The organism is Pilosibacter rotomagensis (assembly GCF_045062245.2).
In the GTDB taxonomy this organism is placed as follows: Bacteria; Bacillota; Clostridia; order Lachnospirales; family Lachnospiraceae; genus Pilosibacter.
Map to the genome: position 1 here is coordinate 1,484,903 of NZ_CM170323.1, position 22,131 is coordinate 1,507,033.

At 50.7% G+C, this 22,131-nt stretch carries 20 protein-coding genes; 19 read left to right on the forward strand and 1 reads right to left on the reverse strand.

The window, feature by feature from the left end; translation table 11 throughout:
* The first annotated feature begins 439 nt into the window (after positions 1 to 439).
* The 11 genes from ACI3EW_RS06620 to ACI3EW_RS06670 all read left to right on the forward strand — a co-directional run bounded on the left by ACI3EW_RS06620 (position 440) and on the right by ACI3EW_RS06670 (position 11,294).
* Positions 440 to 2,371, forward strand: coding sequence for an NAD(+) synthase (locus tag ACI3EW_RS06620; protein WP_118531832.1), 1,932 nt, complete (start codon positions 440 to 442; stop codon positions 2,369 to 2,371).
* A complete protein-coding gene (locus tag ACI3EW_RS06625) occupies positions 2,368 to 3,150 on the forward strand; it encodes a TrmH family RNA methyltransferase (protein WP_118531830.1) in 783 nt (260 codons plus the stop codon). The genes ACI3EW_RS06620 and ACI3EW_RS06625 overlap by 4 nt, the downstream gene beginning before the upstream one ends.
* A 12-nt stretch (positions 3,151 to 3,162) precedes the next feature.
* Positions 3,163 to 3,615 carry an NfeD family protein gene (locus tag ACI3EW_RS06630; protein WP_118531828.1) on the forward strand — a complete coding sequence of 151 codons (453 nt, stop codon included), beginning with the start codon at positions 3,163 to 3,165 and terminating at the stop codon, positions 3,613 to 3,615.
* A 35-nt stretch (positions 3,616 to 3,650) separates the two neighbouring features.
* A complete protein-coding gene (locus tag ACI3EW_RS06635; RefSeq protein WP_118531826.1) occupies positions 3,651 to 4,586 on the forward strand; it encodes an SPFH domain-containing protein in 936 nt (311 codons plus the stop codon).
* The gene (locus tag ACI3EW_RS06640; protein ID WP_243022302.1) at positions 4,570 to 5,715 is read left to right on the forward strand and encodes a patatin-like phospholipase family protein; all 1,146 of its coding nucleotides are present in this window, start codon (positions 4,570 to 4,572) and stop codon (positions 5,713 to 5,715) included. The genes ACI3EW_RS06635 and ACI3EW_RS06640 overlap by 17 nt, the downstream gene beginning before the upstream one ends.
* A 23-nt stretch (positions 5,716 to 5,738) precedes the next feature.
* Positions 5,739 to 6,041 (forward strand): DUF6637 family protein, encoded by a 303-nt coding sequence (locus tag ACI3EW_RS06645; protein ID WP_118297842.1) that lies wholly within the window; start codon positions 5,739 to 5,741, stop codon positions 6,039 to 6,041.
* Between the two features lie 20 nt (positions 6,042 to 6,061).
* Positions 6,062 to 7,042, forward strand: a complete 981-nt coding sequence (locus ACI3EW_RS06650) for a biotin--[acetyl-CoA-carboxylase] ligase (RefSeq protein WP_118531824.1) — start codon at positions 6,062 to 6,064, stop codon at positions 7,040 to 7,042.
* Positions 7,035 to 8,189 carry an A/G-specific adenine glycosylase gene (gene mutY, locus ACI3EW_RS06655; RefSeq protein ID WP_243022301.1) on the forward strand — a complete coding sequence of 385 codons (1,155 nt, stop codon included), beginning with the start codon at positions 7,035 to 7,037 and terminating at the stop codon, positions 8,187 to 8,189. Before ACI3EW_RS06650 ends, mutY begins: the two co-directional genes overlap by 8 nt.
* 21 nt (positions 8,190 to 8,210) lie before the next feature.
* Positions 8,211 to 9,140 carry a diacylglycerol/lipid kinase family protein gene (locus ACI3EW_RS06660; protein ID WP_346011239.1) on the forward strand — a complete coding sequence of 310 codons (930 nt, stop codon included), beginning with the start codon at positions 8,211 to 8,213 and terminating at the stop codon, positions 9,138 to 9,140.
* A gap of 144 nt (positions 9,141 to 9,284) precedes the next feature.
* Complete coding sequence (rpoD, locus tag ACI3EW_RS06665; protein ID WP_118297844.1) at positions 9,285 to 10,409, forward strand: RNA polymerase sigma factor RpoD; 1,125 nt, start codon at positions 9,285 to 9,287, stop codon at positions 10,407 to 10,409.
* A gap of 225 nt (positions 10,410 to 10,634) precedes the next feature.
* A complete protein-coding gene (locus ACI3EW_RS06670; RefSeq protein WP_118531820.1) occupies positions 10,635 to 11,294 on the forward strand; it encodes an epoxyqueuosine reductase QueH in 660 nt (219 codons plus the stop codon).
* 3 nt (positions 11,295 to 11,297) lie between these two features.
* On the opposite strand, the gene ACI3EW_RS06675 is transcribed toward ACI3EW_RS06670, so the two are convergent.
* Positions 11,298 to 12,302 carry an MBL fold metallo-hydrolase gene (locus ACI3EW_RS06675; RefSeq protein ID WP_118531818.1) on the reverse strand — a complete coding sequence of 335 codons (1,005 nt, stop codon included), beginning with the start codon at positions 12,300 to 12,302 and terminating at the stop codon, positions 11,298 to 11,300.
* Positions 12,303 to 12,587: 285 nt separating this feature from the next.
* On the opposite strand from ACI3EW_RS06675, the gene ACI3EW_RS06680 reads away from it, so the two are divergent.
* The 8 genes from ACI3EW_RS06680 (at position 12,588) to ACI3EW_RS06715 (ending at position 21,884) form a co-directional block, all read left to right on the forward strand.
* Positions 12,588 to 12,851, forward strand: coding sequence for an HPr family phosphocarrier protein (locus ACI3EW_RS06680; RefSeq protein WP_118297848.1), 264 nt, complete (start codon positions 12,588 to 12,590; stop codon positions 12,849 to 12,851).
* A gap of 237 nt (positions 12,852 to 13,088) precedes the next feature.
* Positions 13,089 to 13,934, forward strand: coding sequence for an Mrp/NBP35 family ATP-binding protein (locus ACI3EW_RS06685; protein WP_118531816.1), 846 nt, complete (start codon positions 13,089 to 13,091; stop codon positions 13,932 to 13,934).
* Positions 13,935 to 14,157: 223 nt separating this feature from the next.
* A complete protein-coding gene (locus tag ACI3EW_RS06690) occupies positions 14,158 to 15,192 on the forward strand; it encodes a methionine ABC transporter ATP-binding protein (RefSeq protein ID WP_118531814.1) in 1,035 nt (344 codons plus the stop codon).
* The gene (locus tag ACI3EW_RS06695; RefSeq protein ID WP_118531812.1) at positions 15,185 to 15,865 is read left to right on the forward strand and encodes a methionine ABC transporter permease; all 681 of its coding nucleotides are present in this window, start codon (positions 15,185 to 15,187) and stop codon (positions 15,863 to 15,865) included. Before ACI3EW_RS06690 ends, ACI3EW_RS06695 begins: the two co-directional genes overlap by 8 nt.
* A gap of 140 nt (positions 15,866 to 16,005) precedes the next feature.
* A complete protein-coding gene (locus tag ACI3EW_RS06700; RefSeq protein ID WP_118320850.1) occupies positions 16,006 to 16,896 on the forward strand; it encodes a MetQ/NlpA family ABC transporter substrate-binding protein in 891 nt (296 codons plus the stop codon).
* A 315-nt stretch (positions 16,897 to 17,211) separates the two neighbouring features.
* The gene (locus ACI3EW_RS06705; protein WP_243022300.1) at positions 17,212 to 18,579 is read left to right on the forward strand and encodes an MATE family efflux transporter; all 1,368 of its coding nucleotides are present in this window, start codon (positions 17,212 to 17,214) and stop codon (positions 18,577 to 18,579) included.
* Positions 18,580 to 18,972: 393 nt separating this feature from the next.
* Entirely contained in the window at positions 18,973 to 19,695 is a 723-nt protein-coding gene (locus ACI3EW_RS06710) for a DUF554 domain-containing protein (RefSeq protein WP_118531810.1), read from the forward strand.
* Between the two features lie 206 nt (positions 19,696 to 19,901).
* A complete protein-coding gene (locus ACI3EW_RS06715; protein WP_405580927.1) occupies positions 19,902 to 21,884 on the forward strand; it encodes an ABC-F family ATP-binding cassette domain-containing protein in 1,983 nt (660 codons plus the stop codon).
* Positions 21,885 to 22,131 lie beyond the last annotated feature (247 nt).

Genomic DNA, 22,131 nt, shown 5'->3' on the forward strand with positions numbered 1-22,131 from the left:
AGGGGTATCAATTTCGAGGAACTGTATAATGCAAGGAAATTGTACGTGAATGAAAGGCTGTGCTCAGTGGGGGAGCACAGCCTTTCGCCATTCCAGCGTTGCCCTTATGCAGTTCAGCGAATGCGAGTTTCTGTGCAGGCAGGTTTGCAGCGCACACGTACTTGCTGAACTGACACATGGTAGAACGATTCATGAAATATATATAAAACAATCGAAAAGCCATAGCTATTTTCAGAAAAAAAGTGTATAATAAAAAGTAATCATTCAGCCATGCGGAAATTTTCAAAACAATAGAAAGCACCGTTTATGACTGAATTGTTGTATAACGGGTAGCTGCGAAGATACGGAACAGTTGCTGTAACGGAATACACTCCAGGATTGACTGAACATCTGCGCGCAGCGCGGCCATCAAAGTCAGAATAGATTAAGGAGAATAGACATGAAAGATGGATTTATCCGGGTGGCGGCAGCCACCCCAGATTTAAAGGTTGCGGATCCGGTGTTTAACCGGGAGCAGACCTGGAAGATGATGCAGGAGGCGGCGGATCAGGACGTAAAGATTCTGGTGTTCCCGGAACTGGGGCTTACCGGATATACCTGCGGTGATCTGTTTTTACAGGATACGCTGGTCGATCAGGCAAAGGAAGAACTCTTATGGCTCTTAAATGCATCAAAAGCGATGGATATGCTGACCTTCATCGGACTCCCGTGGATGAAGGACGGAAAACTTTATAACGTGGCGGCTGTTATCAAGAGCGGAGAATTATTGGGACTCGTTCCGAAGAGACATCTCCCGAACTATTCTGAGTTCTACGAGCTCCGCCACTTCAATCCGGGTCCGGTAAAGCCTGATGTGGTAGAGTGGGGAGAACGCCTGGTCCCGTTTGGAAGCAAGGTTTTATTCCGCTGTACAAATATCCCGGAACTTGTAGTTGCCGCGGAGCTCTGTGAGGATGTCTGGACGATGGATCCGCCCAGTGTATCCCACGCGAAGGCCGGAGCTACCGTGATCGCAAACTGCTCCGCCAGCGATGAGACCACAGGAAAAGCGGGATACCGTGAGACACTGATCGCCGGACAGTCTGCCCGCCTCGTATGTGCGTACATCTATGCCAATGCCGGAGAGGGCGAGTCCACCCAGGACCTCGTCTTCGGCGGACATGATATCATTGCCGAGAACGGAAATATCCTTGCGGAATCCGAGCGTTTCAAAAACGGCATGATCACGGCGGACATCGATCTTTACAGACTTAAAAACGAGAGAAGAAGAATGACCACATGTCAGCCGGGTGCGGAGACTGAGGACTATGATTACATGGACTTCACCTTAAATAAAACGGAGCTCACATTAAAACGCTATGTCGATCCGGCACCTTTCGTTCCGTCAAACGAGAAAGAGAGAACCGCACGCTGTGAGGAGATCTTAACGATCCAGGCGATGGGCTTAAAGAAACGTCTCGCCCACACCGGTGCCAAGAGCGCGGTTGTAGGAATCTCCGGCGGACTCGACTCCACCCTGGCACTTCTCATCACAGCGAGAGCCTTCGATATGCTGGGCATTTCGAGAGAAAATATCCTCTCCGTCACGATGCCGTGCTTCGGAACTACGGACAGAACCTACAACAACGCAGTCACGCTCACAAAGAAGCTGGGTGCGACATTAAGAGAGGTAAATATCAGAAAAGCAGTTTCCACCCACTTCGAGGATATCGGACATGATCCGGCGATCCATGATGTGACTTACGAGAACTCTCAGGCGAGATACCGCACATTGATCCTTATGGATCTTGCGAACAAGACAAACGGTATGGTCATCGGAACCGGAGATATGTCCGAGCTGGCTCTCGGCTGGGCTACTTACAACGGTGACCACATGTCCATGTATGGCGTGAACACTTCTGTTCCGAAGACACTGGTCCGCCATCTTGTCCGTTACTACGCGGATACCTGCGGTGACAAGGCCCTTGCGGATGTTCTTTACGATGTTCTCGATACCCCGGTGAGCCCGGAACTTCTGCCGCCGGAGGACGGAAAGATTTCCCAGAAGACGGAGGACCTGGTCGGACCTTACGAGCTTCACGATTTCTTCCTCTATTATATTCTCCGTTACGGTTATCATCCGGCGAAGATCTACCGCCTGGCGAAGATCGCTTTCGCGGGAGTTTACGAGGACAAGGTGATCTACAAGTGGTTAAATACTTTCTACCGCCGGTTCTTCGCACAGCAATTCAAGCGTTCCTGCCTGCCGGACGGCCCGAAGGTCGGATCTGTTGCGGTTTCTCCGAGAGGAGATTTGAGAATGCCGAGTGACGCGGCGAGACGGATCTGGATGGATGAAGTGGAGAAACTTGACCCGGAGGCAGATCGATGATCACGAGTACAAAAAATGATCAGGTAAAAGCGGTCATCGAGTTAAAGAAGAAAGCGAGAGCGAGAAACGAACAGGGACTTTTCGTTGTCGAGGGAGTGCGGATGGCCGCTGAGCTCCCGAAGGATCAGGTTAAAAGTATCTATGTTTCTGAAACCTTCGCGAAAAATCCGGAGAATGCCGCAATTCTTGCAGAATACCCGGGATATGAACTTGTCAGTGATCAGGTGTTTGCGGCAATGTCCGATACACAGACGCCTCAGGGTGTGCTGGCACTTGTCAGACAATTTTCCTATGGAATGGAGGATCTTTTAAAGAATGATCGTCCCGCCCACCTGATGGTTCTGGAAAATCTTCAGGATCCGGGAAATCTCGGAACGATCTTGCGAGCCGGAGAAGGTGCGGGGATCACGGGACTTATCATGAGCCGTGACACTGTGGACCTCTATAACCCGAAGGTGATCCGCTCCACCATGGGATCCGTGTTCCGTGTCCCGTTCTATTATACGGATGATCTGGAACAGACGGTCCTGGATCTGAAGGCGCGGGGAATCCGTGTTTTTGCGGCCCATCTTGCAGGAAAGAATAATTACGAACAGGAAGATTATACTGGTAATACAGCATTCCTGATCGGAAATGAGGGAAACGGGCTGACAGAAAAGCTTTCCAACCTGGCAGATACCTGGGTGAAGATTCCCATGGCGGGAAAGGTGGAGTCCTTAAATGCCGCCATCGCTGCATCGATCCTGATGTTCGAGACGGCGAGACAGCGGCGCGCGTAAAGGAGTGATTTTATGGATATGATCGGATGGCTGGTAGCCTTTGTAATTCTGATCGGAATCGAGGCGGCGACTATGGCGCTCACGACGATCTGGTTTGCAGGCGGCGCGTTGTTTGCGTTTTTCGTTGCAATCTTTGGCTTTTCTGTCAAAATGCAGCTTGTAGTATTTCTGGTCGTATCGTTTCTCATGCTGCTCTTTACGAGACCGCTCGCAGCACGGTTCATCAACCGGGAAACCGTGAAGACGAATGTGGACGGACTGATCGGAAGAAAGGCGAAAGTGATCACAAAGATCGACAACAATGAGCCGTCCGGAGTTGCAGTCGTCAATGGGCAGGAGTGGACGGCGAGATCTGCGGATGACGCAGTGACGATCCCTGTGGGGACCCATGTGCTCATAAAGGAAGTCCGGGGCGTGAAGCTTATTGTAGAACCGGTTTCCGAAACCTCTGAAAGCCAGAAATAAAATTTTTCCCAAAACTCATAAAGGAGGATTTAAATATGCCAGCAATTTTAGTATTAGTACTGATCTTTATCATTCTGCTGATCCTTGTTTCCTGCATCCGTATCGTGCCTCAGGCACAGGCGATGGTCGTGGAGAGGCTTGGCGCATACCTGGAAACCTGGAACGTGGGAATCCACTTTAAGGTTCCGTTTATCGACCGTGTTGCAAAGCGCGTTCTCTTAAAAGAACAGGTCGTTGACTTTGCACCGCAGCCGGTGATCACAAAGGATAACGTTACCATGAAGATCGACACGGTCGTGTTCTTCCAGATCACGGATCCGAAGCTCTACGCTTACGGCGTTGAGAATCCGATCATGGCGATCGAGAACCTGACAGCAACCACACTCCGGAACATCATCGGTGACCTGGAACTTGACCAGACCCTGACTTCCCGTGAGACGATCAACACAAAGATGCGTTCCGCACTGGACGTTGCGACGGACCCGTGGGGCATCAAGGTCAACCGTGTGGAGTTAAAGAACATTATCCCTCCGGCAGCGATCCAGGATGCGATGGAGAAACAGATGAAGGCGGAGCGTGAGCGCCGTGAGGCGATCCTCCGTGCGGAAGGTGAGAAGAAGTCCACGATCCTCGTTGCGGAAGGTAAGAAACAGTCCGCGATCCTCGATGCGGAGGCGGATAAGCAGGCAGCGATCCTCCACGCTGAGGCGGAGAAGGAAAAACGGATCCGCGAGGCGGAAGGTCAGGCGGAGGCGATCTTAAAGATCCAGCAGGCGAATGCCGACGGCATCCGCATGATCAAGGAAGCAGGAGCGGACCAGGCAGTTTTACAGCTCAAGAGTCTTGAGGCATTCGCAAAGGCGGCGGACGGAAAGGCGACAAAGATCATTATTCCGTCCGAAATCCAGTCCCTGGCCGGCCTTGTGACAAGTGTAACGGAGATTGCAAAGAAGAGTGAAACTGAGAATTGATCTTGAAAAAGAATATGGGATCGTCTTAGAGGGCGGCGGAGCCCGGGGTGCGTACCAAATCGGCGTCTGGAAAGCGCTCCGGGAAGCCGGCGTGAAGATCAGGGGAGTCGCGGGAACGTCAGTAGGGGCGTTGAACGGCGCACTGATCTGTATGGATGACCTGGAAAAAGCGGAGGAGATCTGGGGGAATATGACCTACTCCACGGTATTCCGGGTGGATGATCCCATGATCGCAAAACTAAAGAAATTCGGCGTTCGATCCATGAAAATGACCGACGCGGCGGCAGAATTCAAACGGCTGTTTTCAGACAGGGGGCTTGATATCGCCCCACTCAAAAAACTTCTGGAAGAGACGGTGGATGAGGAGCGGATCAGGCGCTCACCACGTGATTTCTGTGCCGCGTCATTTTCAGTCACGGACCGGAAGGAAGAGGACTTTGATGTGAAGGAAGCGCCGCCGGGAACCATGAAGGACATGATGATGGCCAGCGCTTACTTTCCGGGCTTTAAGCAGGAAAAAATCGGCGGAAAGACGTATCTGGACGGCGGCAGCGTCAACAATGTCCCGGTCGATCTTCTGACGGACCGGGGATATAAAGATATCATCGTGATCCGCCTTTACGGGATCGGCGTGGACCGGAGAAAGTTTATGGAGATTCCGGCGGACGTGACGATCCATGAGATCGCACCGGGGAGAAATCTTGGCGGGATCCTGGAGTTTGACAGCGCAAGGACGAAGAAAAACATGAAGCTCGGCTATTTCGACGGGCTGAGATTTCTTTACGGACTCTGTGGGCGGAAATATTATCTTGACATGCCATATTCCGAGGCGTATTATTTTGGCAGGATCATGTCGGAGCTTGACCTCTTTAAGATCTGGCTGAGACCGTATGTGAAAGAGGACGAATTCGCGAAGCTCACGGGTTACCGTGTCTACACGGAAAAGATCTTTCCGTTTCTCGCAAAGAAGCTGAGGCTTTGCAGCGAGTGGGACTACAGGGATCTTTACGGTGCGGTCCTTGAGCTGTTTGCAAAAAAGATGCAGTTGGAAGTCTACCGTGTATACACGCCGGATGAGATCGTTGGGAAGATCCATGAACTGCTTTCGGATAAGCTGACGGTAGGATAGAGATATGAGGAGAACGCTGAAATATGGCGGAAAACAATAAAAGAAGAAAGGTCAGGAGCGAATCCATGGCGCTTGATGCCATGCATATCATCATCGGGATCGCCGTGGTGGTCATGTCCGTCATTTCGTTTCTTGACACGGAGAGGTACATGTTCCTCTTTCCGGTGATCTTTTTTCTGGCGGCGGTTTTAAATCTCGCCACAGGAAAATACTGGCTCTCCCGGACAAAGCGGGAGCGGCGGAGAAGAACTGCGGCGGTGTTCCAGATGGGATTCGGAACGGTCCTGCTGATCTTCACGATCTTAAGCGCGGTTAGCATTTGGTAGGAACTGTTGGAGGTAATGAGATGAAGGGAGAAATCCTGAAATTATTAAAAGAGACAGACGGCTATATTTCCGGACAGGAGCTCTGTGAGAAGTTCGGTGTATCGAGGACAGCAATCTGGAAGGTGATCAATCAGCTGAAAGAAGAGGGCTATGAGATTGAAGCGGTCCGGAATAAAGGATATATTCTGAAAGGATCTGCGGATGTGCTCTCGAAGGAAGAGTTGGAAAGTACGATCCATACGAAGTGGGCAGGAGAGAATGTCGTATTCTTTGAGGAGACAGTCTCCACAAACAACGAGATCCGGAGCCTTGCGGAACAGGGCGCGCCCCACGGGACTCTGGCAGTTGCGGAACAGCAGCTTGGAGGAAAGGGAAGACGGGGCCGTGTCTGGACATCCCCTGCGGGAGTCGGGATCTGGATGAGCATGCTGTTGAGACCTCAGATCGATCCGCTGGCTGCGTCGATGCTGACGCTGGTCATGGCTCTTGCGGCGAAAAAGGGAATTGAAATATCGACGGGACTGAAATCGGAGATCAAATGGCCGAACGATCTTGTATTGAATAAGAAGAAGATCTGCGGGATCCTGACGGAGATGAGCACGGAACTCATGGAGATCCAGTATGTGATCCCGGGAATCGGCATTAACGTAAACCAGAAGGATTTCCCGGACGACATTAAGGCTACCGCAACTTCCCTCTACATAGAGAGCGGAAAGATCCAGAAGAGAAGCGAGATCATCGCAGCGATCATGGAGGCCTTTGAGGGATACTATGACACGTTTATCAAGACTCAGGATATGTCGGGACTCATCGAGGAGTACAATGCGAATCTCGTAAATCTCGGCAATGAGGTGTGTGTCCTGGACCCGGCGGGCGAGTTCCGCGGCGTTTCCGAGGGGATCAACAAGGAAGGCGCATTGCTTGTACGTCTCGCTGACGGCACGTTAAAGGAGATTATCTCCGGGGAAGTTTCAGTCCGCGGAGTCTATGGATATGTATAAGGAAGAAATGAATGTTTCGGGGGCGGATCTCTATTCCGGCCTCCAGAAAATCTTTCCGGATGAGAAGAACCTCACCCTGACGGAGCGTCTGGATGCCGCGAGAGGACCGCTCCTTTCGTGGTATCGGGAAAACAGGAGAGATCTCCCGTGGCGTGAGAACCGGGATGCCTACCGGATCTGGATCTCGGAGATTATGCTGCAGCAGACGAGAGTCGAGGCAGTAAAACCGTACTTTGCCCGCTTCATGAAACACTTTCCGACCGTGCAGGCGCTGGCGGATTGTGAGGAAGAGGAACTTTTCAAGTGCTGGGAAGGTCTTGGCTATTACAGCAGAGCGAGAAATCTGAAAAAAGCGGCAGAGATCATCGTCTCCGAATACGGAGGAGCGCTTCCGGCAGACCACGCGGCGCTTCTCTTACTTCCCGGGATCGGAAGTTACACGGCGGGAGCGATCGGCTCCATCGCGTTTGGTCTTCCTGTCCCTGCAGTTGACGGAAATGTTATGCGGGTCCTGTCAAGAGTGGCGGGAAGCTATGAGGATATCTTAAAGCAGGCAGTGAAAAAGAAGATGGAACTGGCGGTGGAGGAGACCCTGAAAACTTTAAAAGAAGGAGAAGCCGGGGACTTCAACCAGGCTCTCATCGAGACGGGAGCGATCGTCTGTGTGCCGAACGGAGCGCCGCTCTGCGGAGCACCGTGCCCGTTCTATACCGTCTGTGAGGCGAGAAAAAAGGCTCTGACCGCAGAGATCCCGGTGAAAACACCGAAAAAGAAAAGGAAAATAGAGGAAAAGACCGTATTATTAGTGGAATACGGGGATAAAATAGCCATTAGAAAGCGGGATGACACAGGGCTTCTGGCATCCCTCTATGAGTTCCCGAACCTGGAGGGAAAACTTTCCGGGAAAGAAGTGCTGGAACAGATGAAATGCAGAGCTGTGATCGAGAAAGAACTCCCGACGGCAAAGCATATTTTCAGCCATGTGGAATGGCATATGAGCGGATATCTGATCCGTGTAACAGAAGAAATTCCGGGACTGCTGTTTGCAGATCGGGAAGAGCTGAAGGAAAAGTATCCGATCCCGAATGCGTTTGCGGCTTATAGAAAGATTGCAGCTGCGCAGACAATGGACAGCTGCGAGAGCTAGTTGAAAGTATGGAGCGTGATCATGATGAAAAAAATGATATTTCTTTTTAATCCCCGTTCAGGGAAGGAAGCCATTAAAAATCAGTTATCCGATATCCTCGGGATCTTCTGCAGGGCAGGTTATCTGCCGTCCGTCTATGTGACCCAGGAGCCGGGAGATGCGGCAAAGATCGCCGAGGAGTATGGCAGTGAGGTAGAGCTTTTTGTCTGCAGCGGCGGGGACGGCACATTAAACAGCGTGATCTCCGGCATCATGAAGTTAAAAAAACGACCGGAGATCGGGTATCTTCCGTCCGGTTCCACGAACGATTTTGCAAGAAGTTTAAAGATCCCTGCAAACCTCACGGAGGCAGCGCGGGATGTGGTGAGCGGTAAATCCTACGGTGTCGATATCGGAAAATTCGGGGATCAGAGGTATTTTGTGTATATCGCAGCGTTCGGAGCGTTTACTGAGGTTTCCTACAGTACGCCGCAGGATGTCAAAAATGTTCTCGGACATCAGGCGTATATCCTGGAATCAATCAAGGCGCTGGGAAAGCTGAAGTCTTATAAAATGCATATTGCATGGGATGACGGCGAGGCAGACGGGGAATTTATCTTCGGAATGGTGACAAATACCACGAGTGTCGGCGGATTCAGCGGACTCGCTCCGAAGGATGTTTCGTTCCATGACGGTCTGTTTGAGGGCTTGTTTATCCGGACACCGAAGTCACCGGTGGACCTTCCAAACATCTTAAGCGGACTCCTCCTGTTCCCGGAACAGGAAAATAAGGATATGATCCGGTTCAAGTCATCAAAATTCACGGTGACTGCAGATGAGGATGTCCCGTGGGTCCTCGACGGTGAGTTCGGCGGGGCGGTAAAAGAGGCGAAGATCGAGAATGTAAAGGAAGCAGTTACTCTGAGCTGCAGCCCGGAACCGGAAAAAAAGGAAGAGAAGACGGAAAACTGATCGCAAAGCGGCATGAGATATTTCGAATATGCTAAAAATCAGTGAAAAATTCAAGGAAAAAAGTTGAAAAATGTCGCTGGATGGTATATAATGAACTATCGTGGAGCAGTTTGAGCAAGCCCCAACCTGAAAGGACGTTATTCAGTGGAAAAAGAAGTATTTTTAGACAAACTTAAGAAACTTGTCGCACTCGGCAAGTCAAAACAGAATGCCCTTGACGCGACGGAGATCAACGACTTTTTTGCCGGAGATAACCTCGGACCGGAGCAGATGGACGAAATTTATAATTACCTGGAGCATAACAATATTGATGTTGTGCCGGTAATCGATGACGCAATGCTTGCGGATGATTCCATGCTTCTGGACGATCTGGATGATGACTACCGTGAAGACAAGGACGGAGAGGACATTGACTTAGACGCCATCGACCTTCTGGAAGGTATCGGAACAGAAGATCCGGTCCGCATGTATTTAAAGGAGATCGGTACTGTGCCGCTTCTTTCCGCGGATGAGGAGCTTCGTCTCGCGAAGAGAAAGGCAGAGGGAGATGAGTCTGCGAAAGAGCGCCTGATCGAGGCAAACCTGCGTCTTGTTGTAAGTATCGCAAAGCGTTATACAGGACGTGGAATGAGTTTCCTGGATCTTGTTCAGGAAGGAAACCTTGGTCTTATTAAGGGCGTTGAGAAGTTCGACTATACAAAAGGATATAAGTTAAGTACATATGCAACCTGGTGGATCCGTCAGTCCGTGACGAGAGCGCTTGCAGATCAGGCGAGAACGATCCGTGTTCCGGTTCATATGGTAGAGACGATCAACAAGATGTCAAAGATGCAGAGAAAGCTGACCCTGGAACTTGGCTATGAGCCGTCCGTGACAGAGCTTGCGGAAGCGCTTGATATGTCAGAGGACAAGGTCATGGAGATCATGCAGATCGCAAGAGAACCTGCATCCTTGGAGACTCCGATCGGTGAGGAGGATGACTCCAACCTGGGCGATTTTGTTGCGGACAGCAACGCGGTTACCCCGGAGGGAAATGTAGAGTCTGTAATGCTGAGAGAGCACATCGATGCATTATTAGGCGATCTCAAAGAGAGAGAGCGTCAGGTCATCGTGCTTCGATTTGGTCTTGAGGATGGACATCCGAGAACACTTGAAGAGGTAGGAAAAGAGTTCAACGTAACGAGAGAACGTATTCGCCAGATCGAGGCGAAGGCGCTCCGGAAACTCAGAAATCCGGTCCGCAGCAAACGGATCAGGGATTTCCTGTAGAAACTCGTTTCAAAAAAGATGAAAGCGGATCGCAGGTGCGGATGTGTCTGGTGGATCCGAAAAAGAGATACAGGCAGCAGGAGAAGATCCGGCTGCCTTTTTTCTCTTCCTTTATTTACGCGAACAACGAGCCAAAGTCTGCGCTTGCGCAAGACTTTGGCGACTGTCACGATAACAAGGGGAAACTCGCGAAGCGTGTTTTCGATTGTTATCATTGGAGAATTTATGAATAAACGAAATTATCAGAAAGAATTAGAAAAAAAACTGGAGGAACTTCAGAGCGGGGGAGGGGTGCCGACGCTGTTTCTCCATAGCTGCTGTGCACCGTGCAGCAGTTATGTCCTGGAATATCTCTCCCGGTATTTTGAGATCACGGTCTTTTATTACAATCCGAATATCTACCCGCCGTCCGAGTACGAGGAACGGACTTCGGAGCAGGAGCGCCTGATCCGGGAATTTAACGGAGAGTGGGAAAACGAGGCGAACCGCCATCCGATCCATTTCGTGGCGGGAACGTATGTGCCGGACGATTTCTACACGGCGGCAAAAGGCCTGGAACAGGAGCCGGAAGGCGGCGCACGGTGTACGGAATGCTTTAAACTCCGCCTTTCCGAGGCTGCGAGGGAGGCAAAAGCCGGCGGGTTCGATTTCTTTACAACGACCCTCACGATCAGCCCGTTAAAAGATGCGGAGCGGCTGAACCGGATCGGGGAAGAGATGGGAAAAGAGTACGGCATCGAATTTCTGCCGTCGGATTTCAAGAAGAAAAACGGATATAAGCGATCCACGGAGCTCTCCAGAGAACACGCGCTGTACCGGCAGAATTACTGCGGGTGCGTGTTCTCGAAGAGAGAGGCGGAGGAGAGGACCGGGCGCAGCGAATAGGCGTCACCGGAGAGACCAGTACAAAACTCCGTCCTTTTCCGTGCGGTCGATCACACCGGTCTCGAAAAGCCAGTCGAGGCAGGAAAAGAGCTTTGGCCAGGTGTGGAGATAGGAGAACAGGAAGGAGTAGCGGTAAGTCTGCATGCGCTGGATGTAGAGCGCCTGGTCGAGTTCCAGGAGAGTCATCGGGCGATTACTTTCTGCCAGTACCTGACGGAGCTGTGTGCAGCGCTCCCCGTATCCGGCGATGATCCGGTCGGTCTCTTCTTTGATCTCTGTGAATTCACCGTAGTGCCCCGGGAGAAAACGGTATCCGCTGTAATCAGATGCGAGTTCCCTGAGGGAAGCGAAGTATTCGGTGAGGAGATGCTGATCCTTTCCTGAGGTGATGACGATGGGAACAAGGCCGAGGATCACCTGGTCGGCGCAGAAGAATAACTTTGCATTTCGTTCAACAAGTCCGCACTGACCGGAGGTGTGTCCGGCAAGGGAGACGACTTCGAAGTCGTAACCGCCGTAAGAAAGACGGTCTCCGGGGGCGATGGGCGTGAATGGAAAGTCGAAATTCACGTTGTTATCCCTGGCGAGCTGGTCGGCGCCTGCCTTGATCTCCTGCCATGCGTCCGGAGTCCGTTCTTTTGTGACTCCGACTTCACTTGTGTAGGAGCGGCGCATATCATTGTCCTCATAAAAACGATGGTAGCGGTCGGAAGAGGCTGCGATCTCTACCGGATTCATGAACGCCCGGGCGCCGCGGTCGGTGAAAAAGGAGACATAGCCGCTGTGGTCTACATGATTGTGGGTCACGAAGATGTCGAGATTCCTGCAGTCGATGGAGAGCTCGCTCAGGGCTTGTTCCATCTCCGACAGACACTCCGGCACGTTCCAGGAGGTGTCGATCATGAGGCTTCGTTCGCTGCCTTTTATAATATAGAGGTTTCTGGATGAAGTCCTCATGTTTTTGTTCGTCAGGATGGTCTTATATAAGTTTGGGGCAAGTATTTTCATTGGGGAAAACTCCTCGTTGGATATTTGGACGTGCCGGCATTCCAGTCGGGACAGGATCGTGAAGGCTGGCCGGACACGTTGCTTGTGCACGATATTGTTTTGATTGTAGCCCGGTGAGGGGAAAATGTCAAACGATTCCGGGGGATGCTCCGTTGACATTAGGGGAATTGTAGTATACAATGAAACTGCCTGGTCATGAATAAAAACGTCGTAAATGAGGAATGGTCATTTGGGGCGGTTTTTACTTGTTTATGAACTTACAATCAGAATAGGAGGAATTAGGTAATGGTAGAAAGAAAAGTTACAGTCGTAAACCCGACCGGTCTTCATCTTCGCCCGGCGGGACTGCTCTGCCAGACATCCATGAAGTTCGATTCTAAAGTGATGATTTTTTATAAAGAAAAGGAAATCAACGCGAAGAGCGTATTAAACGTAATGGCATCCGGGATCCGCTGCGGCGATGAGATCACCGTCCACTGTGACGGACCGGACGAGAAAGAGGCCATTGAAGCAGTCTGCAATCTGATCGAGACAGGACTCAAGGAATAAGATCCGGAGAGCAGTACAGGACGATCAGGTTATGCTCTGTACATAAAATGCAAGGCAGAATGTATGCTTGAATGTAACTATTCAGTAGGTCTGCGCACTTGCTGCGCTGACCGTAATAAAACACAGGTCTGGAGGCAAAAATCCCATCGGCGAAGCCGATCTGGAATGGATTTTTGCTCGTAACTGTGAGGGTACTGAACAGTTACGCCTGAATAACAGTTAGAAAGTGAGATAGTAATGAGCGAAACAGCAGAAAATTGTACCCATAACTGCGGAACCTGCTCCGCAAACTGCGGAAGCAGAACGAGCGAGCCGCAGAGCTTCCTTGAGAAGTTAAATCCGGCGAGTTCCGTAAAGAAAGTGATCGGAGTAGTCAGCGGTAAAGGCGGCGTCGGAAAGTCTTTAGTTACATCCTTAATGGCATGCCGGATGCGCGCGACAGGTGCGAAAGTCGGAATCCTTGATGCCGATATCACAGGACCGTCGATCCCGAATGCATTTGGGATCCATGACGGCGTGACCGTGACACCGGACGGAAAACTCCTTGTTCCGGCGACATCCTCCACCGGGATCGATGTGATCTCCTCCAACATGCTTCTGGAGAATGAGACAGATCCGGTGATCTGGCGTGGTCCGGTGATCGCCGGTGCGGTAAAACAGTTCTGGAGTGAGACACTCTGGCAGGATATCGACTACATGTTCGTTGATATGCCTCCGGGAACCGGCGATGTGCCGCTTACTGTATTCCAGTCACTTCCGGTCAACGGGATCATCATCGTGACATCCCCGCAGGAGCTTGTCTCCATGATCGTTGAGAAGGCCGTCAACATGGCGAAAAAGATGAACGTTCCGATCCTCGGACTTGTTGAAAATATGAGCTATCTCGAATGTCCGGACTGCGGAAAGAAGATCGCAGTATTCGGAGAGAGCCGTATCGAGGAAGTCGCGAAAGAATACGGAATTCCGGTTCTCGCGCAGATCCCGATCCGTCCTGAGATCGCAAAGGCTGTTGATGAGGGAACGGTCGAGTATGTGAAGGCGGATTTCCTTGATCAGGCTGTGAAGGCTGTGGAAGAAGCGTAAGAAAAGAGAAATAGATCAGAACACGAAGTACAGGGCGGCGAACATGGTTGCTGCCCCGTACTTTTTTGCGTGGCGGGAATTGATAAAAAACGCTTTGCTATAGAAAAAACCTATAATAACTTATTTCTTATCTATATTGGACGAATAGGTTAAAACGTGGTATCTTATTAGCACACACAGAGATTAGAAAATGTACGGCTGACACGTACATGGGAGGATAAAATTGATTCAGTTAGACCATATTACAAAGACGTTTGATACCGGTGCGGAAAAAGTCCATGCGGTCTCTGATGTCACACTCCATATCAGGAGTGGTGAGATCTTCGGTATCATCGGATTCTCCGGTGCCGGAAAATCCACACTGGTGCGATGTATCAACTTACTGGAACGACCGACGAGCGGAACCGTCACGGTTGACGGAAAAGTTCTCACGGATCTTCCGGCGAAAGAACTCAGGGAAGCGAGAAAGAAGATCGGAATGATTTTCCAGCATTTCAACCTGATGAGATCCAGAACAGTCGGAGAGAATGTCGCTTACCCGTTAAAGGGAAGCGGACTTTCCAAAGCACAGATCAAGGCGAAAGTGCGGGAGCTTTTAGAGCTTGTCGATATCGCAGAAAAAGAGAATGCGTATCCGAGTCAGCTTTCCGGCGGACAGAAACAGAGAGTTGCGATCGCGAGAGCGCTTGCGAATGATCCGAAAGTTCTCCTCTGCGATGAGGCGACGAGCGCCCTGGATCCGCAGACGACGGGGGCGATCTTACAGCTCTTAAAACACTTAAATGAAAAGCTCGGCATTACCATCGTGATCATCACCCATGAGATGGCGGTCGTCAAAGAGATATGTGACCGTGTAGCCGTCATGGAACACGGTAATGTCGTGGAGGAAGGCGATGTCTACTCGATCTTCGCAGCACCGAAGGCGGGGATCACGAGAGACTTCATCCGCACGACATCCAACCTTCAGAAGATCGAAAAGCTGGTCGAGGAGAAGTCACCGCTTGTCGCATTAAAGCCGGGTGAAAAGATCCTGCGGCTGAATTACATTAAGAAGAATACGTCGGAGGCACTGATCTCCGAAGCTTCCAGAAGATTCAGCGTGGATCTGAATATCATCTTTGCAGATATTGAGATCGTTCAGGACGCCCCGATCGGCGGAACTGTGGCGATCGCAAGCGGAACGAAGGAGAATATCGAAGCCGCGATCGAATATCTGAAGGAGAAGAATGTTGGAGTGGAGGTGATCGAGAATGCTTGATTTCTTAAATGCGATTATCCCGAATGTCATGTCAAAGCCGGATGAGCTTTTCGAAAGCTTCGGTCAGACGATCTACATGGTCATCGTGTCAGGTGCGATCTCCATGGTGTTCGGTCTTTTCTTTGGGATCATCCTCACTGCGACAGCTCCGAAGGGTGTCCTGAAAAACAAGGTGATCTTCAATATTTTAGATAAGCTGGTCAACATTTTCCGTTCGATCCCGTTCGTAATCCTTCTGACAGCGCTGATCCCGCTGACCCGTATGGTCGTCGGAACAGCGATCGGTACAAAGGGTGCGATCTTACCGCTTATTTTCGGAACGGTCCCGTTCTTTACGAGACAGATCGAGAGTGCGCTCGCTGAAGTTGACTACGGTCTGATCGAAGCGGCGGAGAGCATGGGAAACAGCCCGTGGGAGATCATCTTCCGCGTATACTTAAAGGAGAGTGTCCCGGGGATCGTCCGTGCAATGCAGATCACATTTATCAGCCTGGTCGGTCTTACCGCGATGGCCGGTGCGGTCGGCGGCGGCGGACTCGGCGATTTCGCGATCCGTTATGGTCACTCCAGAGGGCAGACCGATGTCACCTATGTAACCGTCATCATCATTCTGATCATGGTAAGCCTGATCCAGAGTACCGGTTCCTATGTGATCAAAAAGACGACTCACTAGAACGGTGGTTTCAGATTAAAATTGCTTGAAACGGAGAGGAACTATTTCCGGGCCGTATCAATAAAAGGAACTGTCCGGTCCGCACAGCGAATGCGAATGAAAACGGGCAGTGACAAAGAAAGTTCAGGAGGAGAAAAATTATGAAGAAAAGAGTTTTAGCACTTGGCGCAGCAGCAGTTTTAGCATTATCCTTAACCGCGTGCGGCAGCAGCCAGAAGACAGAGACAACAGCGGCAGCAGCCGATACAACCGCAGCCGGTTCTGAGGCAGCAGCTGATACAACCGCAGCCTCCGGCGAGAAGACAGTCATCAAACTCGGTGTTGTAGGTGAGAACAACGAGCAGTGGCAGCCGGTCATCGACAAGCTTGCTGAGGAGAACATCGACCTTGAGCTTGTAAAATTTGCGGATTATCCGCTTCCGAACCGTGCATTAAATGACGGTGAGATCGATCTGAACTCTTTCCAGCACATCGCTTACTTTGAGGATGACTGCAAGAACAACGGTTATGATCTTTCTATCATCGGTGAGACCATCATGGCTCCGTTAGGCCTCTACTCCAACAAGATCAAGGACGTATCCGAGATCAAGGACGGTGATATCATCGCGATCCCGAATGACGCTACAAACGGCGGCCGTGCATTAAAACTTCTTGAGTCCGCAGGTCTGATCAAGGTTGATCCGGCAGCAGGCTACACACCGACAAAGAAAGACATCACAGAGAACCCGTTAAACCTTGACATCAAAGAGGTTGAGGCAGCAAATACAGCAAGCCTTCTTCCGGACGTTGCAGCAGCAGTCATCAACGGCGGTCACGCAGTTGACAACGGTTTAAACCCGAAGGAAGATGCGATCTTCCTTGAGAGCGTGGAAGAGGGATCTGACAACCCGTACGTCAACATCATCGTTGCAAGAACAGCTGATAAGGACAACGAGCTTTACAAGAAAGTAGTCGATTATTTCCGTACACCGGAAGTTGCAAAAGTGATCGAGGACACTTACAAGGGAGCTTACATCCCGACATGGGAGTAACTCCTGAAATCACGGCCATAAAATAAAAAGATGGGAAAGACAGGACAGGGTACCGAAAAGGGATCCTGTCCTTTTCTTGTGAACGAGAGAGAAAAAGCCGGAGAAAGCTTCTGAAGGCGAAAAGAATGCCCGGGCAGACCAGAAGAACGGGGTACAAAAAAATCATGTGCCGGATACAAAAATTTCCTGTGGGATCAACAAAAGAGAACAGCTTGCTTTTTAACGGAAAATCCCGTATGATTTACATAGATATTACAGAATGACGGCAGATTTTACATATTTCGTACACATGCGATCGCAGAAAGGGACAAAAGAATGTCAAAAATTACATCCGGCAGAAAAAGCAATATCGATATGACACAGGGCGTGATCTGGAAACAGCTGGTTCTTTTTGCAATCCCGCTGATCATGGGAAATATCTTCCAGCAGCTCTACAATACAGTGGACAGCATTGTCGTGGGAAACTATCTCGGAACATCGGCGCTGGCTGCGGTCGGCGCGACGACGGCGATCTGCAATACGCTGGTAAACTTCTTTAATGGGATCTCGATCGGTGCCGGAGTTGTGATCAGCACGTGTTTCGGTTCCCGGAATCATGAAAAGCTCCACGAGGCGGTCGAGACGACGATCCTGTTTGCAGTGATCGTCGGATGCTTTGTCTCTCTGATCTCGGTCTGGGTTGTCCCGCTGATGTTAAAATGGATGTCAACGCCGGATGATGTGATCGGACCGGCGGGAGAGTATTTAAAGATCTATTTTGCCGGAGTTCCGGTCCTCTTTCTTTACAATATGAGCAGTGCGATCTTAAGGGCTGTGGGCGACACGAAGCGCCCGTTAAATTTCCTGATCATCAGCAGCTGTTTAAATATCGCTCTGGATATTCTCTTTGTTGCGAAATTTGGCTGGGGGATCAGCGGTGTCGCGATCGCTACGGTGATCGCCGAGGCAGTTTCCGCTGCTCTTGCGTGTTCGACTCTTATGAGGACGAAGGAAGCACATCGCCTTGTTCTTCGGGACCTTCACATCAATAAATCCTGCCTCGGCGAGATTTTCCGGATCGGTCTTCCGGCGGGAGTCCAGCAGGGACTCACTGCGTTTTCCAACGCGCTTGTGCAGTCGTATGTAAATGGACTTGGCTCTTCTATCATCATGGCGGGCTGGAGCTGCCACTCAAAGATCGACCAGTTCGCAATCCTGCCTGCCCAGAGTATGGGACAGGCCGCGACAACGTTCGTGGGACAGAATCTCGGAGCAAAGAATGTGAAGCGTGCGAGAGACGGCGTCAAACAGGCAGTGTTCATGGGTGTGGGCGTGCTGATCTGCATCTCCGGCGCGATGGCAATTTCCGCAAGATCCCTGGTATCCCTTTTCAACCAGGATCCGGATGTGCTGCACTATGGAACCTTATTTATCCTGATGACGGTCCCGTTCCGCTTCTGCAGTTCCTTCAACCAGATCCTTGCGGGTTCCTTGAGAGGATCCGGGGATGCAAAGGGACCGATGTGCATCATGCTCTTCAGCTTCGTTGTCTGCAGACAGATCTATCTCTTCTTCGTGACAAAGATCGCATTCAACGAGTATACGGTCGGAATGGGATATCCGGTCGGCTGGATCGTATGCGCGATCCTTTCCTTCCTGTATTACAGAAGGAGCAGATGGGAAGAAAAGGTAAAAGAAGATTAAAAAATCAGTATAAACGCAGAAAACGACCTCTGTGTCAGGATCCTGATGAAAATCATAAGGGCTTGACCTGAGGTCGTTTTAAATAATGGGTGGAATTTCCAGTTGTTTTGCTATGAACAGGCAGGGAAAGTGGGACGAATCGCCTTTCCATTGCCGGTGTCATTCGTCTGGCAGAATGTCGGGGAATGCCGAGACCGGAAAACTTGGAGATAGACGAAAATATGATTTTGTGCTATACTTCAATTTGCATGTATACAGGCGATCATGGCACAGGAGAGGAAAATCGGTCTGCAGATTGCTGGAAAACAGCGAGTGCGGATCACGATCGCCGTATAGCGCAAAGAGTGTGAAAACTTCGGATCGTGATATCATGACAGAAGAAAAGAGATAACTATGTTCGGACTTGGAACGATCATCAACGTCACTGCGATCGTCGCGGGCGGCGTGATGGGGTTATTATTTGGAAAGAAACTGACGGAGCGTTATCAGAGCAACCTGATGATGGCGTCGGCGCTCTGCGTATTGTTTATCGGAGTCTCCGGCTGTATGGAGCAGATGTTAAAACTGACGGAAAACGGGCTTTCTTCATCGGGATCCATGATGATGATCGCCTGTTTTGCTGTCGGGGCTCTTCTCGGCGAGTGGATCGATCTCGACACGAAGATGGAACGGTTCGGGGAATGGCTGAAGGAGAAGACGAAAAGTGACGGCGACAATGCGTTCGTGGATGCATTTGTGACGGCTTCCCTGACCGTCTGTATCGGAGCGATGGCGGTCGTCGGATCGATCCGGGACGGAATTTACGGCGACTATTCGATTCTCACGGCAAAAGCTGTTCTCGACATGATCATCGTCGCGATCATGACGGCGTCCATGGGAAAAGGCTGTATTTTCTCGGCGATCCCGGTCGGGATGTTCCAGGGGGCGATGACGCTCCTTGCGAAGGTGATCGAGCCGTTCCTGACGGATGAGGGACTGGCGGACATGTCCCTGACAGGATCGGTCCTGATCTTCTGCGTCGGAGTGAACCTGATCTGGGGAAAGAAGGTCAAGGTGGCGAACCTGCTGCCGGTCATGTTTCTTGCGGCGGTGTGGCCGTATTTCCCGTGGGCGTAACGCAGAAGTTGAGAAAAGGCAGAAATTCTGTGAAAAAGAGTAATCCTTTTTTCAGGACAACAATGAAAAGATTAACGACGGATTTTTATGCATGACGGTGCAGGAACGGAACCGTTGTGCGAGGAAGAAAAACGTCGTCTGGAAAAATACAGAAGCCGTATGAACGAAGGAAATAGCGGCTGTACAACAAGAAACAGGAGGATTTTATGATATTATCCTGCAGCAATATCTGCAAATCGTTCGGAAGCGACGATATTATCAAGAACGCTTCCTTTCATATTGAAGATCATGAAAAAGCGGCGATCGTCGGCATCAACGGCGCCGGAAAATCAACATTGTTAAAGATCATCGTGGGTGAGATGGCACCGGATTCCGGCGAGGTCGTGCTGGGAAGCGGAAAGACACTTGGGTATCTGGCACAGAATCAGGATCTTTTAAGTCACCGGACGATCTATGAGGAGATGCTCGATGCGAAAAAGTCGGTCATCGAGATGGAAAACCGGCTGAGAGATCTGGAAAATTCGATGAAAACGGCCTCCGGGGAAGCGCTGGAGACCATGATGAACCAGTACAGCCGCTTGAGCCACGAATTTGAGCTCATCAACGGCTATGCCTGGAAGAGTGAGATCGTCGGAGTCTTAAAGGGACTCGGATTTACGGAGGAAGAGTTTTCCAAACAGATCTCCACACTGTCCGGCGGACAGAAGACAAGAGTTTCTCTGGGTAAACTTCTTCTCACAAATCCTGACATCATTCTCCTCGATGAGCCGACGAACCATCTGGATATGTCCTCCATCGCATGGCTGGAGACATATCTCTTAAATTACCGCGGTGCGGTCCTGATCGTTGCCCATGACCGGTATTTCCTCGATAAGATCGTAACAAAGGTCATCGAGCTGGACAACGGACATGCGATCGTGTACTCCGGAAACTATACGGCCTACAGTGAGAAGCGGGCGCAGATGCGCGCGATCCAGATGAAGGCGTACTTAAACCAGCAGCAGGAGATCAAACATCAGGAAGCGGTCATCGAGAAATTGAAGTCCTTCAATCGGGAAAAGTCCATCAAGCGGGCGGAGAGCCGCGAAAAGATGCTCGATAAGATCGAGGTCCTGGAAAAGCCGTCGGAGGTCAACGATGCAATGGACATCCGCCTGGAGCCGAATATCCTGAGCGGAAATGATGTACTGACGGTCAACGGACTTGCGAAGTCCTTTGGCTCCCAGACCTTGTTTACGGACCTCAGCTTTGATGTCAAGCGCGGCGAGCGCGTGGCGATTATCGGGGATAACGGAACGGGAAAGACGACGATCTTAAAAATTATCAATGGTCTTGTCGAGCCGGATGCCGGTGAGATCATTCTGGGTTCCAGAGTCCACATCGGCTATTATGATCAGGATCATCAGGTCCTGCACATGGAAAAGACGCTGTTTGAGGAGATCTCCGACGCATATCCGGGAATGTCCAACACACAGATCAGAAGTACGCTGGCGGCGTTCCTGTTCACCGGGGATGACGTGTTTAAACGGATCGGGGATCTGAGCGGCGGTGAGAGAGGACGTGTGTCGCTTGCAAAGCTCATGCTCTCCGAGGCGAACTTCCTGATCCTCGATGAGCCGACAAACCATCTGGATATCACATCGAAGGAGATTCTGGAGAACGCGCTGAGCCACTACGGCGGAACTGTGCTCTATGTCTCCCATGACCGTTATTTTATCAACAAGACCGCGACGAGGATCCTGGATCTCACCGGAAAGCGGATGATGAATTATATCGGAAATTACGATTATTATCTGGAAAAACATGACGCGATGATGATGGCCCATTTCGGAAACGAGGCGCCGGAGAGTGCCGGCGGGATCGTCGGATTCGGCGCGTCGAAGACAGGAGCGGCGGCGGAGACTGCCGGAAAGGCTGTGGAGAATCCGGCAGCGGATGCCGGCGGAAAGCTCGACTGGAAGGCTCAGAAGGAAGAACAGGCCCGCCAGAGAAAACGCCAGAACGATTTAAAGAAGGTCGAGGATGAGATCCACAAGCTGGAGACAAGAGACGGGGAGATCGACGGCCTCCTCTGCGATGAGAGCGTCTTCTCCGACGTTGCGAAACTCATGGAGTTAAACAAGGAAAAAGAGGAGATCGCAGGAAAACTGGAAGTTCTCTACGAAAAGTGGGAAGAACTTGCAGAATGATCATGACTGTCTAACAGCCCGCGCTGCAAAAGGGGCAGGCTTTTATACAGAGTGAGCTCTCGGCCCTGTGGGAATGCAGGATTGAATGCTTACGAATACAGACATACTCAAAGGAAAATGCTTCGTCCGGTCTGGGGAGATTTCGGGCGGGGCATTTTTCCGTCTGGGCAGTTTGCGCATTTTACTGACAAAGATTTGACAAATAATATAGATATAGGTATAATAAAAGACAGCGTTATACTGAGAA

Coding starts and splice junctions, on each gene's coding strand:
- ACI3EW_RS06630 (WP_118531828.1), top strand. CDS start 3,163: ATGGATATGATCGGATGGCTGGTAGCCTTTGTAATTCTGATCGGAATC.
- ACI3EW_RS06695 (WP_118531812.1), top strand. CDS start 15,185: ATGCTTGATTTCTTAAATGCGATTATCCCGAATGTCATGTCAAAGCCG.
- ACI3EW_RS06625 (WP_118531830.1), top strand. CDS start 2,368: ATGATCACGAGTACAAAAAATGATCAGGTAAAAGCGGTCATCGAGTTA.
- ACI3EW_RS06680 (WP_118297848.1), top strand. CDS start 12,588: ATGGTAGAAAGAAAAGTTACAGTCGTAAACCCGACCGGTCTTCATCTT.
- ACI3EW_RS06715 (WP_405580927.1), top strand. CDS start 19,902: ATGATATTATCCTGCAGCAATATCTGCAAATCGTTCGGAAGCGACGAT.
- ACI3EW_RS06620 (WP_118531832.1), top strand. CDS start 440: ATGAAAGATGGATTTATCCGGGTGGCGGCAGCCACCCCAGATTTAAAG.
- mutY (WP_243022301.1), top strand. CDS start 7,035: ATGTATAAGGAAGAAATGAATGTTTCGGGGGCGGATCTCTATTCCGGC.
- ACI3EW_RS06635 (WP_118531826.1), top strand. CDS start 3,651: ATGCCAGCAATTTTAGTATTAGTACTGATCTTTATCATTCTGCTGATC.
- ACI3EW_RS06645 (WP_118297842.1), top strand. CDS start 5,739: ATGGCGGAAAACAATAAAAGAAGAAAGGTCAGGAGCGAATCCATGGCG.
- ACI3EW_RS06660 (WP_346011239.1), top strand. CDS start 8,211: ATGATGAAAAAAATGATATTTCTTTTTAATCCCCGTTCAGGGAAGGAA.
- ACI3EW_RS06670 (WP_118531820.1), top strand. CDS start 10,635: ATGAATAAACGAAATTATCAGAAAGAATTAGAAAAAAAACTGGAGGAA.
- ACI3EW_RS06700 (WP_118320850.1), top strand. CDS start 16,006: ATGAAGAAAAGAGTTTTAGCACTTGGCGCAGCAGCAGTTTTAGCATTA.
- ACI3EW_RS06685 (WP_118531816.1), top strand. CDS start 13,089: ATGAGCGAAACAGCAGAAAATTGTACCCATAACTGCGGAACCTGCTCC.
- ACI3EW_RS06710 (WP_118531810.1), top strand. CDS start 18,973: ATGTTCGGACTTGGAACGATCATCAACGTCACTGCGATCGTCGCGGGC.
- ACI3EW_RS06650 (WP_118531824.1), top strand. CDS start 6,062: ATGAAGGGAGAAATCCTGAAATTATTAAAAGAGACAGACGGCTATATT.
- ACI3EW_RS06675 (WP_118531818.1), bottom strand. CDS start 12,302: ATGAAAATACTTGCCCCAAACTTATATAAGACCATCCTGACGAACAAA.
- ACI3EW_RS06705 (WP_243022300.1), top strand. CDS start 17,212: ATGTCAAAAATTACATCCGGCAGAAAAAGCAATATCGATATGACACAG.